8 protein-coding genes, 3 rRNA genes and 1 pseudogene are annotated in these 14608 nt (G+C 66.4%); 4 read left to right on the top strand and 8 right to left on the bottom strand.

Annotated features, from left to right (window positions below; translation table 11 throughout):
• Nucleotides 1-56 precede the first annotated feature (56 nt).
• Nucleotides 57-1103 carry an iron ABC transporter permease gene (locus AB5J51_RS30015; protein WP_206310801.1) on the bottom strand — a complete coding sequence of 349 codons (1047 nt, stop codon included), beginning with the start codon at nt 1101-1103 and terminating at the stop codon, nt 57-59.
• A gap of 49 nt (nt 1104-1152) precedes the next feature.
• The gene (locus AB5J51_RS30010) at nt 1153-2184 is read right to left on the bottom strand and encodes an HAD hydrolase-like protein (protein ID WP_369779074.1); all 1032 of its coding nucleotides are present in this window, start codon (nt 2182-2184) and stop codon (nt 1153-1155) included.
• A gap of 108 nt (nt 2185-2292) precedes the next feature.
• Between AB5J51_RS30010 and AB5J51_RS30005 the strand changes: the two genes are divergently transcribed.
• Nucleotides 2293-3564 carry a DUF1015 family protein gene (locus AB5J51_RS30005; protein ID WP_053785929.1) on the top strand — a complete coding sequence of 424 codons (1272 nt, stop codon included), beginning with the start codon at nt 2293-2295 and terminating at the stop codon, nt 3562-3564.
• 69 nt (nt 3565-3633) lie between these two features.
• On the opposite strand, the gene AB5J51_RS30000 is transcribed toward AB5J51_RS30005, so the two are convergent.
• The 6 genes and pseudogenes from AB5J51_RS30000 to AB5J51_RS29975 form a co-directional block, all read right to left on the bottom strand.
• A complete protein-coding gene (locus AB5J51_RS30000) occupies nt 3634-4497 on the bottom strand; it encodes a tetratricopeptide repeat protein (protein ID WP_136226644.1) in 864 nt (287 codons plus the stop codon).
• 753 nt (nt 4498-5250) lie between these two features.
• Nucleotides 5251-5973 (bottom strand): annotated as a pseudogene (locus AB5J51_RS29995) (hypothetical protein); the annotation flags it as partial.
• Nucleotides 5974-6138: 165 nt separating this feature from the next.
• Nucleotides 6139-6255: ribosomal RNA gene (gene rrf / locus AB5J51_RS29990) — 5S ribosomal RNA — on the bottom strand.
• A gap of 106 nt (nt 6256-6361) precedes the next feature.
• Nucleotides 6362-9485: ribosomal RNA gene (locus AB5J51_RS29985) — 23S ribosomal RNA — on the bottom strand.
• Between the two features lie 284 nt (nt 9486-9769).
• A 16S ribosomal RNA gene (locus tag AB5J51_RS29980) occupies nt 9770-11294 on the bottom strand.
• The 16S, 23S and 5S rRNA genes sit together here, the layout of an rRNA operon.
• 540 nt (nt 11295-11834) lie before the next feature.
• The gene (locus tag AB5J51_RS29975) at nt 11835-12476 is read right to left on the bottom strand and encodes a DNA-3-methyladenine glycosylase (protein WP_053791006.1); all 642 of its coding nucleotides are present in this window, start codon (nt 12474-12476) and stop codon (nt 11835-11837) included.
• Nucleotides 12477-12587: 111 nt separating this feature from the next.
• On the opposite strand from AB5J51_RS29975, the gene AB5J51_RS29970 reads away from it, so the two are divergent.
• The 3 genes from AB5J51_RS29970 (at nt 12588) to AB5J51_RS29960 (ending at nt 14608) form a co-directional block, all read left to right on the top strand.
• Complete coding sequence (locus AB5J51_RS29970) at nt 12588-13370, top strand: sporulation protein (RefSeq protein WP_053791005.1); 783 nt, start codon at nt 12588-12590, stop codon at nt 13368-13370.
• A gap of 51 nt (nt 13371-13421) precedes the next feature.
• The gene (locus AB5J51_RS29965; RefSeq protein ID WP_053791004.1) at nt 13422-13955 is read left to right on the top strand and encodes a YbhB/YbcL family Raf kinase inhibitor-like protein; all 534 of its coding nucleotides are present in this window, start codon (nt 13422-13424) and stop codon (nt 13953-13955) included.
• Nucleotides 13956-14104: 149 nt separating this feature from the next.
• Complete coding sequence (locus tag AB5J51_RS29960; RefSeq protein WP_030300613.1) at nt 14105-14608, top strand: HNH endonuclease; 504 nt, start codon at nt 14105-14107, stop codon at nt 14606-14608.

Raw genomic sequence — 14608 nt, 5'->3', positions numbered from 1 at the left:
CCCGCCCGGGCCGCGCAGGGGACGGGATCCGGGCTTGTCCGCCCGAAGGTCGACGGTCACAGCTGGGCCATCCTCTTGCGCCGGACGAGGTAGATGAAGACGGGTCCGCCGATCAGCGCGGTGACGATGCCGACCTGGAGCTCGGCGGGCCGGGTGACGACCCGGCCGACGACGTCCGCGCCCAGCAGCAGCACCGGCGAGAGGACCGCCGAGTAGGCGAGCACCCACCGCATGTCGGGCCCGGTGATGATCCGCACCAGGTGCGGGATCATCAGCCCGATGAAGACGATCGGCCCGCAGGCTGCGGTCGCCGCCCCGCACAGCAGGGTGATCGCCACCATGGCGCCGATCCGGGTCCGCGTCAGGTGGGCGCCGAGGGCCCGGGCGGTGTCGTCGCCCATGGCCATCGCGTTGAGCGGCCGGCCCAGCGACAGCGCGATCACCGCGCCGACCAGCAGGAAGGGCGCGACCTGGCGGACGGTGTCCATGTTCGCGGAGGCCAGCGAGCCCACGGTCCAGAAGCGCAGCTTGTCCAGCGCCTTGCTGTCCATCAGCTGAACGGCGTTGATGTAGCCGACCAGGGCCGCACTGGCCGCCGTACCGGCGAGCGCGAGGCGCACCGGGGTCGCGCTCCGGCTGCCGCCGAGCACGTACACCACGACGGAGACGACGGCGGCGCCGAGGAAGGCCCACCACACGAACTCGCTGAGCGAGGAGGCCCCGAGGAAGGTGATCGCCGAGACCACGGCGGCCGCGGCGCCCGCGTTGACCCCGAGGATCCCCGGCTCGGCCAGCGGATTGCGGGTCAGCGCCTGCATCACCGCGCCGGACAGGCCGAGCCCGAGCCCCACCATCAGCCCGAGCAGGGTGCGCGGGACCCGCAGATCGCGCACCACCACGTCGGAGGGCGTCCCCGCGTAATGGAACAGGCCGTGCCAGACCTGGTCGAGGGGCATTTGCTTGGCGCCCACGGCGATGCTCGCCACCGCGATCAGCGCCAGCACCGCAAGGGCGCCGAGCAGACCGGCGGCGCGCGCCGCATGGCGCGGGCGGGCGGCGGCGACCGGCGCCGCGCTCTGTTCAGGGGGACTCTCGACCAACACGGAGGTTAGGTTAGCCTACCCTGCATCCGATCTGGCCTGCAGGATCCGCCTACAACCCGATCCGGGCCAGCGCCTTCCCCGCGTCCAGCGCACACGAGCCGTCCCCCGCCTGCGTCCAGGCCGCCGCGCACAGCGCCCGCAGCCCGTCGACCGGATCACCCTCGCCCCGCAGCTCCAGTACGCCCTCGCCCGCCACCGCGCTCCAGCCCCCGCAACGGAAGTCCTCCCCGGCCGCCACGACCTCCGGCTGGCCCGTCAGCAGCCCGCGCAGATCCCGGTCCACGTACGTCGGCCGGTGCCGCGGCGCGGCCCGCAGCAGCTGCGCCGCGTCCGTCACCCCGGTCAGCACCAGCAGCGAGTCCACCTCCCCGTTGAAGGCCCCCTCGATGTCCGTGTCCAGCCGGTCCCCGACCACCAGCGGCCGCTCCGCCCCGGTCCGCAGCACCGTCTCCCGGTGCATCGGGGGCAGCGGCTTGCCCGCCACCTGCGGCTCCGCGCCCGTGGCGATCCGTACGACCTCCACCGCGGCCCCGTTCCCGGGCCCGATCCCGCGCGCCCCCGGAATCGTCAGATCGGTGTTCGACGCGTACCACGGCACCCCGCGGTGGATCGCGTACGAGGCCTCCGCGAACCGCGACCACGGCAGGTCCGGGCCCCCGTACCCCTGGACCACCGCAGCGAGGCCCTCCTCGTCCGCGGACTCCACCGGTACGAGCCCCCGCTCGCGCAACGCGACCCGCAGCCCCTCGCCACCGATCACCAGCACCTTCGACCCCGGCTCCACCTGCTCCGAGATCAGCCGGGCCACGGCCTGCGCCGAGGTGATCACCTCGCCCGCCTCGGTCGGGATCCCCAGCTCGCCCAGGTGCTCGGCAACCGCGCCGGGAGTGCGCAGCGCATTGTTCGTGACGTACGCGAGGTGCATCCCGCCGGCCCGCGCCGCGGCGAGGGACTCCGCCGCGTACGCGATGGCCTCACCGCCCGCGTACACGACGCCGTCCAGGTCCAGCAGGGCCGTGTCGTACGCCTGGTGCAGGCTGCGCTCGCTGCCCGCCGGACTCGTCCTGCTCTGCCGGGTCATCCTGTCGGCTCCCTGTCCGTTCGGTCCTCGATCGGCCTCGTTGCATTTGCGCCGAGGTCTTGCTCACCCGATCATCCCGCATCGCGAGACGCGTCTTACCATGCACCAATGACCACATCAGGTACTGCGGACGACGGGCTGCGTCTGATCCCCTTCCATGGACTGCGCTACGTCCCGGAGCGTGTCGGCAGCCTGGCCGCCGTCACCTCACCGCCGTACGACGTGGTCGTACGGCCCGACGGCGTCGACCACCTCGAGTCCGCCGACCCGCACAACATCGTCCGCCTGATCCTTCCGCAGGCCGACACCCCCGCCGCGCGCAACGAACAGGCCGCACGCACCCTGCACGACTGGCTCGCCAAGGGCATCCTCAGCGCCGACCCCGAGCCTGCGCTCTACGTCTACGAGCAGCGCAAGGGCGGCCTGCTCCAGCGCGGCGTCATCGGCGCCCTCGCCCTCACGCAGCCCGACGCCGGCATCGTGCTCCCGCACGAGGACGTCATGCCGGACGTGGTCACCGACCGGGCCGGCCTGATGCGTGCCGCATCGGCCAATCTCGAGCCCCTCCTCCTCACCTACCGCGGCGACGATCCCGCGGCCGGCGCCGCGGAGGTCGTCGAGCGGACCGCCGGGGGCCCGCCCCTGCTGGCCACCACCACCGAGGACGGCTTCCGGCACCGGCTCTGGGCCATCACCGACCCCGCCGACCTGGCCGCCGTCACCGCCGACCTGGGCCACCGCCAGGCCCTCATCGCCGACGGACACCACCGCTGGGCGACGTACCTGCGCCTCCAGGAGGAGCACCAGTCCCCCACCGCCTGGGACTTCGGCCTCGTCCTCCTCGTCGACACGGCCCGCTACCCGCTCCAGGTCCGCGCCATCCACCGGATGCTGCGCCGCCTCCCGCCCGCGGACGCCCTGGCCGCAGTCCAGGGCCGCTTCCGGGTGCGCCCGGTCGACGGCCCGCTGCCGCTCGCCCTGGAGGCCCTCGCCGACGCCGCGGAGCGGGGCAACGCCTTCCTCCTGACCGGCGACGGCACCTTCCACCTGGTCACCGACCCGGACCTGGACCTCCTCGAGCGCACCGTACGCCGCGACCGCCCCGAGGCCTGGCGCCGGCTGGACGCGACCGTCCTGCACGCGACGCTGCTCGACGCCCTGTGGCAGATCCCCGACACCCCCGACCAGATCACGTACATCCACGACGCGGCGGCCACCGTCGCCATGGCCGAGCGGCACGGCGGCACCGCGGTCCTGCTGCACCCCGTACGGGAGGAAGTCGTCCGGGACCTGGCCCGCCAGGGCGTCACGATGCCCCGCAAGTCCACCTCGTTCGGCCCGAAGCCGGCCACCGGCCTGGTGCTGCGCAGCCTGGACTGACCGCGGACGCGAAAAAGGGCGGCACCCCCGGAGGGGTACCGCCCTTTCTCATGCGAGCCGATTCAGCACTCAGGCCTTGTCGCCGGCCTGGCCCTGCTCGTCGTCCCGGTCCTCGTCCTCGACGACGACGATCTCGTCGGTGACGTCGACGTCGGCGTCCGCCTCGGAGCGCTCGAGGGGCTCGTACTCCTCGTCGTCCTCGTCGTAGTACTCGGCCTGGTCGGACGCGCGCTCGGCAGCGGCCACCTCGGCGTCGTCCTGCCCGTCGTCCTCGTCGTCGATCTCGTCCGGCTCATCGCTGTCGAGCGCGTCGACGAACTCGACCCCGTCCAGCTCGGCGAGCCGGTCGGAGGCGTCCATCGAGCCGTCCTTGTCCGCCTCGACGGTCTTGGCGAACCATTCGCGCGCCTCGTCCTCACGGCCGGCCGCCAGCAGGGCGTCGGCGTAGGCGTAGCGCAGACGCGCCGTCCACGGCTGGACGGAGTGGGAGGCCAGCTCCGGGCTCTGCAGGGTCACGATGGCGGCTTCGAGCTGCCCCATGTCCCGCCGCGCACCGGCGGCGACCAGACGCATCTCGACCTGGCCGGCCTTGTCCAGCTTCTGCACCTCGGGCTCGCCGGCCATGGCCAGCGCGCGCTCGGGGCGGCCGAGGCCGCGCTCGCAGTCGGCCATCACGGGCCACAGCTCGACGGATCCGGTCATGCGCTTGGCGGCGCGGAACTCCGCGAGCGCCTCGCTGTACTTCTGCGTGGCGTACGCGGCGAAGCCGGCGGCCTCGCGCACGGCGGCGACACGGGAGGCCAGGCGCAGGGCGATGCGCGAGTACGCGTACGCCTGCTCCGGGTCCTCGTCGATCAGCCGGGCCACCATGACCAGGTTCCGGGAGACCTCCTCGGCCAGCCCCTTGGGCAGGCTCAGGAGCTCCTGGCGCACATCGGCGTCGATCTCGAGACCGGTGACGTCCTCGTCGATCGGAAGCCGCTTGACCGGGTCCCGGTCGCGGTCCGCACGGTAGTCGCGGTCGCCGCCGCGGTCGTCACGGCCGCCGCGGTAGCCACCGCGGTCGCCGCCACGGTCATCACGGCCGCGGAACCCGCCGCGGTCGCCACCGCGGTCGTCGCGGCGCGGGTAGGACGGACGGTCGCCACCGCGGTCGTCACGACCACCGCGGAAACCACCACGGTCGTCGTCCCGACGCGGGTACGAAGGACGCCCACCACGGTCGTCATCACGGCGCGGGTAGGACGGCCGGTCGCCCCGGTCGTCGCGACGGAAACCGCCGCCGGCGGGACGGTCACCGCGGTCGTCGCGGCGCGGGTAGCTCGGGCGGTCACCGCCGCGGTCGTCACGACCACCGCGGAAACCACCACGGTCGTCGTCCCGGCGCGGGTACGAAGGACGCCCACCACGGTCGTCATCACGACGGGGGTACGAGGGACGCTCGCCCCGGTCGTCGCGACGGAAACCGCCGCCGGCGGGCCGGTCACCGCGGTCGTCGCGGCGCGGGTAGCTCGGGCGGTCCCCGCCACGGTCGTCACGACGCGGGTAGGACGGACGGTCGCCACCACGGTCGTCACGACCGCCACGGAAACCACCACGGTCGTCATCGCGACGGGGGTACGAGGGACGCTCGCCCCGGTCGTCACGGCGGAAACCGCCGCCACCGCCACCGGAGGGACGGTCACCGCGGTCGTCGCGGCGCGGGTAGGACGGACGGTCCCCGCCACGGTCGTCACGACGCGGGTAGGAGGGACGGTCCTCGCGGCCGCGGAAGCCGCCGCCGGTCGGGCGGTCGCCACGGTCGTCACGGCGGAAACCGCCGCCACCGCCACCGGAGGGACGCTCGCCGCGGTCGTCGCGGCGCGGGTAGGACGGACGGTCGCCACCACGGTCGTCACGACCGCCACGGAAACCACCACGGTCATCGTCCCGACGCGGGTACGAAGGACGCCCACCACGGTCGTCATCACGACGCGGGAAGCTCGGACGGTCGCCACCGCGGTCGTCACGGCGGAAACCGCCGCCACCGCCACCGGAGGGACGGTCACCGCGGTCGTCGCGGCGCGGGTAGGACGGACGGTCGCCACCACGGTCGTCACGACCACCGCGGAAACCACCACGGTCGTCGTCCCGGCGCGGGTACGAAGGACGCCCACCGCGGTCGTCATCACGACGCGGGAAGCTCGGACGGTCGCCACCGCGGTCGTCACGGCGGAAACCGCCGCCACCGCCACCGGCGGGACGCCCACCGCGGTCGTCACGGCGGAAACCGCCGCCGCCACCGCCACCGGCGGGCCGGCCACCGCGGTCGTCGCGGCGGAAGCCACCACGGTCACCGCCACGGTCGTCACGGCCCCCGCGGTAGCCGCCCCTGTCACCGCCGTCGTTGCGCCGAGGCTCGCGCTCCGGACGATCGTCGGGAGAGTTGGACATGGGTGTGACTCCTGTCTTCGGGGTACCGCTAGTCATTCTCGCGCAACCAACCCATGGCCGCGCTTCGGCGTAAAGAGATGAAAAACAAAAAGGACCCTTGGTCCAGCGTTGAACGCTGGACCAAGGGTCCTTTGAAAGATTGTTCGGCGGCGTCCTACTCTCCCACAGGGTCCCCCCTGCAGTACCATCGGCGCTGAAAGGCTTAGCTTCCGGGTTCGGAATGTAACCGGGCGTTTCCCTAACGCTATGACCACCGAAACCCTATCGGTTTCGAGCGAACAAGCACACTTTGTAGTTGTGTTCCAGCTCTAGAAACCAGCAACTGTTCGTTGCTTCAGAACTAACACAGTGGACGCGAGCAACTGAGGACAAGCCCTCGGCCTATTAGTACCAGTCAGCTCCACCCGTTACCGGGCTTCCACATCTGGCCTATCAACCCAGTCGTCTACTGGGAGCCTTACCCTCTCAAGGAGGTGGGAATACTCATCTTGAAGCAGGCTTCCCGCTTAGATGCTTTCAGCGGTTATCCCTCCCGAACGTAGCCAACCAGCCATGCCCTTGGCAGGACAACTGGCACACCAGAGGTTCGTCCGTCCCGGTCCTCTCGTACTAGGGACAGCCCTTCTCAATATTCCTACGCGCACAGCGGATAGGGACCGAACTGTCTCACGACGTTCTAAACCCAGCTCGCGTACCGCTTTAATGGGCGAACAGCCCAACCCTTGGGACCGACTCCAGCCCCAGGATGCGACGAGCCGACATCGAGGTGCCAAACCATCCCGTCGATATGGACTCTTGGGGAAGATCAGCCTGTTATCCCCGGGGTACCTTTTATCCGTTGAGCGACGGCGCTTCCACAAGCCACCGCCGGATCACTAGTCCCGACTTTCGTCCCTGCTCGACCCGTCGGTCTCACAGTCAAGCTCCCTTGTGCACTTACACTCAACACCTGATTGCCAACCAGGCTGAGGGAACCTTTGGGCGCCTCCGTTACCCTTTGGGAGGCAACCGCCCCAGTTAAACTACCCATCAGACACTGTCCCTGATCCGGATCACGGACCGAGGTTAGACATCCAGCACGACCAGAGTGGTATTTCAACGGCGACTCCACCCCAACTGGCGTTGGGGTTTCAAAGTCTCCCACCTATCCTACACAAGCCGAACCGAACACCAATATCAAACTGTAGTAAAGGTCCCGGGGTCTTTCCGTCCTGCTGCGCGAAACGAGCATCTTTACTCGTAGTGCAATTTCACCGGGCCTATGGTTGAGACAGTCGAGAAGTCGTTACGCCATTCGTGCAGGTCGGAACTTACCCGACAAGGAATTTCGCTACCTTAGGATGGTTATAGTTACCACCGCCGTTTACTGGCGCTTAAGTTCTCAGCTTCGCACGCCCGAAAGCGCACTAACCGGTCCCCTTAACGTTCCAGCACCGGGCAGGCGTCAGTCCGTATACATCGCCTTACGGCTTCGCACGGACCTGTGTTTTTAGTAAACAGTCGCTTCTCGCTGGTCTCTGCGGCCACCCCCAGCTCACGGAGCAAGTCCGATCACCAGTGATGGCCCCCCTTCTCCCGAAGTTACGGGGGCATTTTGCCGAGTTCCTTAACCATAGTTCACCCGAACGCCTCGGTATTCTCTACCTGACCACCTGAGTCGGTTTAGGGTACGGGCCGCCATGAAACTCGCTAGAGGCTTTTCTCGACAGCATAGGATCATCCACTTCACCACAATCGGCTCGGCATCAGGTCTCAGCCTTATATGAGGGACGGATTTGCCTACCCCTCGGCCTACACCCTTACCCCGGGACAACCACCGCCCGGGCTGGACTACCTTCCTGCGTCACCCCATCGCTTACCTACTACAAGTCTGGTTCGTCGGCTCCACCACTTTCCTTTCCCCGAAGGGTCCGGAACGGCTTCACGGACTTAGCATCGCCTGATTCGATATTGGGCGTTTCAAAGCGGGTACCGGAATATCAACCGGTTGTCCATCGACTACGCCTGTCGGCCTCGCCTTAGGTCCCGACTTACCCTGGGCAGATCAGCTTGACCCAGGAACCCTTAGTCAATCGGCGCACACGTTTCTCACGTGTGTATCGCTACTCATGCCTGCATTCTCACTCGTGAACCGTCCACAACTAGCTTCCGCTGCTGCTTCACCCGGCACACGACGCTCCCCTACCCATCACAGCGGGCGTTGGCCCTATTGCTGCAATGACACGACTTCGGCGGTACGCTTGAGCCCCGCTACATTGTCGGCGCGGAATCACTTGACCAGTGAGCTATTACGCACTCTTTCAAGGGTGGCTGCTTCTAAGCCAACCTCCTGGTTGTCTCTGCGACTCCACATCCTTTCCCACTTAGCGTACGCTTAGGGGCCTTAGTCGATGCTCTGGGCTGTTTCCCTCTCGACCATGGAGCTTATCCCCCACAGTCTCACTGCCGTGCTCTCACTTACCGGCATTCGGAGTTTGGCTAAGGTCAGTAACCCGGTAGGGCCCATCGCCTATCCAGTGCTCTACCTCCGGCAAGAAACACACGACGCTGCACCTAAATGCATTTCGGGGAGAACCAGCTATCACGGAGTTTGATTGGCCTTTCACCCCTAACCACAGGTCATCCCCCAGGTTTTCAACCCTGGTGGGTTCGGTCCTCCACGAAGTCTTACCTCCGCTTCAACCTGCCCATGGCTAGATCACTCCGCTTCGGGTCTAGAGCGTGCAACTCAATCGCCCTATTCGGACTCGCTTTCGCTACGGCTTCCCCACACGGGTTAACCTCGCTACACACCGCTAACTCGCAGGCTCATTCTTCAAAAGGCACGCAGTCACGACGTTGCATGCAAGCATGCAACGCGACGCTCCCACGGCTTGTAGGCACACGGTTTCAGGTACTATTTCACTCCGCTCCCGCGGTACTTTTCACCATTCCCTCACGGTACTATCCGCTATCGGTCACCAGGGAATATTTAGGCTTAGCGGGTGGTCCCGCCAGATTCACACGGGATTTCTCGGGCCCCGTGCTACTTGGGAGATGAGCAAGCAAGCCGCTGATGTTTCGTCTACGGGGGTCTTACCCTCTACGCCGGACCTTTCGCATGTCCTTCGACTACATCAACGGTTTCTGACTCGCCGACCGGCCGGCAGACCGATCAAGCTCATTCCCACAACCCCGCATGCGCAACCCCTGCCGGGTATCACACGCATACGGTTTGGCCTCATCCGGTTTCGCTCGCCACTACTCCCGGAATCACGGTTGTTTTCTCTTCCTGAGGGTACTGAGATGTTTCACTTCCCCTCGTTCCCTCCACACTGCCTATGTGTTCAGCAGCGGGTGACAGCCCATGACGACTGCCGGGTTTCCCCATTCGGACACCCCCGGATCAAAGCTCAGTTGGCAGCTCCCCGGGGCCTATCGCGGCCTCTCACGTCCTTCATCGGTTCCTGGTGCCAAGGCATCCACCGTGCGCCCTTAAAAACTTGGCCACAGATGCTCGCGTCCACTGTGTAGTTCTCAAACAACGACCAGCCACCCATCACCCCACCAGACAAGCTGGCGAGTTCACTGGGGCCGGCACTGAAGACAAGACCATACGGCCGTACCTTCAGGACCCAACAACGTGCCAAGCACCAGTCAGTCTTCCGTCTCCTCTTTCCACGCCGAAGCAGTACTCGAGAACCATCAGACCGTCTGGTGCCAACTAATCAACGTTCCACCCATGAGCTGACCGTGCAGAACGTTTGTCTGCAATCGGTACTGTGCTCCTTAGAAAGGAGGTGATCCAGCCGCACCTTCCGGTACGGCTACCTTGTTACGACTTCGTCCCAATCGCCAGTCCCACCTTCGACAGCTCCCTCCCTTACGGGTTGGGCCACCGGCTTCGGGTGTTACCGACTTTCGTGACGTGACGGGCGGTGTGTACAAGGCCCGGGAACGTATTCACCGCAGCAATGCTGATCTGCGATTACTAGCGACTCCGACTTCATGGGGTCGAGTTGCAGACCCCAATCCGAACTGAGACCGGCTTTTTGAGATTCGCTCCACCTCACGGTATCGCAGCTCATTGTACCGGCCATTGTAGCACGTGTGCAGCCCAAGACATAAGGGGCATGATGACTTGACGTCGTCCCCACCTTCCTCCGAGTTGACCCCGGCGGTCTCCTGTGAGTCCCCATCACCCCGAAGGGCATGCTGGCAACACAGGACAAGGGTTGCGCTCGTTGCGGGACTTAACCCAACATCTCACGACACGAGCTGACGACAGCCATGCACCACCTGTATACCGACCACAAGGGGGGCACTATCTCTAATGCTTTCCGGTATATGTCAAGCCTTGGTAAGGTTCTTCGCGTTGCGTCGAATTAAGCCACATGCTCCGCCGCTTGTGCGGGCCCCCGTCAATTCCTTTGAGTTTTAGCCTTGCGGCCGTACTCCCCAGGCGGGGAACTTAATGCGTTAGCTGCGGCACCGACGACGTGGAATGTCGCCAACACCTAGTTCCCAACGTTTACGGCGTGGACTACCAGGGTATCTAATCCTGTTCGCTCCCCACGCTTTCGCTCCTCAGCGTCAGTAATGGCCCAGAGATCCGCCTTCGCCACCGGTGTTCCTCCTGATATCTGCGCATTTCACCGCTACACCAGGAATTCCGATCTCCCCTACCACACTCTAGCTAGCCCGTATCGAATGCAGACCCGAGGTTAAGCCTCGGGCTTTCACATCCGACGTGACAAGCCGCCTACGAGCTCTTTACGCCCAATAATTCCGGACAACGCTTGCGCCCTACGTATTACCGCGGCTGCTGGCACGTAGTTAGCCGGCGCTTCTTCTGCAGGTACCGTCACTTTCGCTTCTTCCCTGCTGAAAGAGGTTTACAACCCGAAGGCCGTCATCCCTCACGCGGCGTCGCTGCATCAGGCTTTCGCCCATTGTGCAATATTCCCCACTGCTGCCTCCCGTAGGAGTCTGGGCCGTGTCTCAGTCCCAGTGTGGCCGGTCGCCCTCTCAGGCCGGCTACCCGTCGTCGCCTTGGTGGGCCATTACCCCACCAACAAGCTGATAGGCCGCGGGCTCATCCTTCACCGCCGGAGCTTTCAACCCCCGCCCATGCAGGCAGGAGTATTATCCGGTATTAGACCCCGTTTCCAGGGCTTGTCCCAGAGTGAAGGGCAGATTGCCCACGTGTTACTCACCCGTTCGCCACTAATCCACCCCGAAGGGCTTCATCGTTCGACTTGCATGTGTTAAGCACGCCGCCAGCGTTCGTCCTGAGCCAGGATCAAACTCTCCATGAATGTTTACCGGTAATCCGGTGCACACACACGTTGAGCGGGCCAGTCATGGTCGGAATATGACCGACTGACCACTGCGTCCTCGCTGTGTTGTTGCCTGCAAGCATCACCCGAAGGCGACCTCACAGGTCTTTTTCAAAGGAACCTCATCCACCGAAGTGGACGGGGTATCAACTTCTGGCGTTGATTTTTGGCACGCTGTTGAGTTCTCAAGGAACGGACGCTTCCTTTGTACTCACCCTCTCGGGCTTTCCTCCGGGCTTCGTTCTTCGTTTCCAACTCTACCAGATCATTTCCGTTGTCGTTTCCGACTTGGATTTGAATTCCGGTGGCCGTTGGGGGCCTTTGCCTTTCGGCGTTCCACTACTTTAGCGCTTATCCCTTGCGACTCATAATCGAGCCAACGGATTCGAATTCGGGCATGCCGAAATCGACCCCGCCAGGGGTACGTCGTAGGTAGTGGGTTGGCCGCTCCGGGGGTCTGCTGATGGCAGTGCCCCGTTCAAGCGGCTCGGGCTACGTTAGGCGTCCGCCAAGGGCGAGTCAAGTTGAGCGGCGGCGTGGCGCGTGGGCGCGATACGGGCTCACCGTCGGGTCGTGGGTGATCCAGTAGCGGTAGGGGTGGCCCGCGCCGGCTCCGCCGACTCCCGTGCGCGGGCCGTTGCTCACCAGGTCGGGTGAGGTGGCGGTGCCCGTCAGGAGTGCCAGGGGGGATTCCGGGCCGGCGCAGAGGTCGGCGCCGTCCAGGGAGCGGTCCACCGCCAGGGCCGTGGCCAGGCGGGCCGGGCCTTTGGCCAGTTCCTTGTCGCTTCTGGCGGAAACTCGACGTTTGCGGGCCAGGTCGGCGCCCACGGTGATCTCACCCGCCCGCAGCAGTACCCCGCTCGCGTGGCCCGGCGGGCCGCACACCAGGTTGAGGCTGAACCACATGCCGTAGATGAAGTAGACGTACGCATGTCCGGGCGGACCGAACATCGACGCGTTGCGCAGGGTACGCCCCCGGTAGGCGTGGGAGCCCGGGTCGGCCTCGCCCTCGTACGCCTCCACCTCCGTGATGCGCAGTTCCATGGGGCCCTCGGGCGTACGGCGGACCAGGATCCGGCCGAGGAGGTCCGGGGCCACCGTCAGGACCGGCCGGTCGAAGAAGGACCGGGCCAGGGGCGTACGGTCGGGGCGCGCGCTCATCCGGTCGAGCGTAGTGGAACGCGCGCGCCTGCAACCGGGGCCTAAGGTTCCGCGTTTGTCAGTGTGTACTCGTAAGCGGTAGTCGCACGAGCCTTCAAGGGGAGTCAGAGCATGGGGTTCAAGAAGCTGTTCGCGGCGCTGGGTGCCGGCGGTGCTTCGGTGGACACGGTCATCACCGAGCCGAACGTGGTGCCGGGCGGGATCGTCCAGGGCGAGGTCCGCATCCAGGGCGGGTCCGTGGAGCAGCAGATCGAGGGCCTGTCCGTCGGCCTGCAGGCGCGGGTCGAGGTGGAGGGCGGCGACCAGGAGTACAAGCAGGACATCGTCTTCACCAAGCAGCGCCTCGGCGGTGCCTTCCAGGTCCAGCCGGGCGCCCTGCACGTGGTGCCGTTCGGGCTGGAGATCCCGTGGGAGACGCCGATCACCCACTTCGGGGGTCAGCACCTGCACGGGATGAACATCGGGGTCAGCACCGAGCTGGAGATCGCGCGTGCGGTGGACGCCGGCGACCTCGACCCGATCAACGTGCACCCGGTGCCGGCGCAGCAGGCGATCCTGGATGCCTTCCGTCAGCTCGGCTTCGGTTTCCGCAGTGCGGACATGGAGCGCGGGCACATCCGCGGGACGCGCCAGACGCTGCCGTTCTACCAGGAGATCGAGTTCCTGCCGCCGTCGCAGTACCGCGGGCTGAACCAGGTCGAGCTGACCTTCGTCTCGGACGGCCGTGAGATGGACGTCGTCCTGGAGATGGACAAGAAGTCCGGGCTGTTCTCCGAGGGCAGTGACACGTACCGCTGCTTCCAGGTGGGTCTGCAGTCGTACCAGGAGACCGACTGGGCGGCTTACCTCAACCAGTGGATCGCGTCCGTGGGTTCGCAGCGCAACTGGTTCTAGGCTCGGGCCCGGTACCGGTCCGGTACTGGTTCGCGATCAGGAGGTTCAGCAGTGGCCGAGCAGAAAAGGGCACCTCTTCCGCACGACTTCCACCCTCAGGTGCACGCGTTCTCCGTGGAGAGCGTGGACCTCGAGCCCGGTGGGGAACTGGGTGACGCCCAGGTCCTGCGGGGCGGGAACATCTCGCCGCACCTGCGGTGGGAGGGGTTCCCGGAGGGGACGAAGAGCTTCGCGGTGACGTGCTTCGACCCGGACGCCCCGACGGGCAGCGGGTTCTGGCACTGGGTGCTCTTCGATCTGCCGGCCTCGGTCACCGAGCTGCCGGCCGGGGCGGGGAGCGGGAAGTTCGAGGGTCTGCCCGCCGGGGCCGTGCACGTACGGAACGACTACGGCACGAGCGACTTCGGCGGGGCTGCTCCGCCGGCCGGTGAGCGGCACCGGTACGTGTTCACCGTCTATGCGGTGGACCAGGAGAAGCTGGGCCCCGGTGCGGACGCCTCGCCGGCGGTGGTCGGATTCAACCTGCGCTTCCACGCGTTGGGTCGGGCGCAGCTGATCGGTGAGTACGAGGGTCCTGCGAGCTGATCGTTCGCCGTGCGTTTGCCCGGTCCTGGTCTAAAGGCGACCAGGACCGGGCATTTTTATTGCGTTGTCCCGCGTGGCGCGCGCGGCCAGAGTGGTTGCGGGCCCTGCCGCCGGTGTGGTTGCGGGCCTGCACACGGGAGGTGGGCGAGATGCGGGACACGCTGGTGCTGAATGCGAGCTTCGAGCCGCTGTCGACGGTGACGCTGAACCGGGCGGTGGTCCTCGTGCTCCAGGACAAGGCCGTCGTCGAGCAGTCGCATCCGGAACTCCGTGTGCGCGGCGCCTCCATGGATCTTCCGCTGCCCCGGGTGATCAGGCTGTGCCGGTACGTACGGGTGCCGTTCCGAAGACATGCCCCCTGGTCACGGAGGGGGGTGCTGGTCCGGGACCAGCACCGGTGCGCGTACTGCGGGAAGCGCGCGACGACCGTGGACCACGTGCTGCCTCGGGCCCAGGGCGGTGGGGACACGTGGTTGAACACGGTGGCCTCCTGTGCCGAGGACAATCACCGCAAGGCGGCCCGGACTCCGGAGGAGGCGGGGATGCCGCTCCTGCGGAAGCCGTTCGTACCGTCTCCGGCGGACGCCATGCTGCTGGCCCTGGGGGTGGGGGGCCGCGATGCGCTGCCCGACTGGCTGGAGCGGACCGCCTAG

The sequence above is a fragment of the Streptomyces sp. R33 genome, from assembly GCF_041200175.1.
GTDB lineage: Bacteria > Actinomycetota > Actinomycetes > Streptomycetales > Streptomycetaceae > Streptomyces > Streptomyces katrae_B.
Note: the sequence above shows the minus strand (reverse complement) of the source record. Positions and strands in the feature narration are given on the sequence as shown.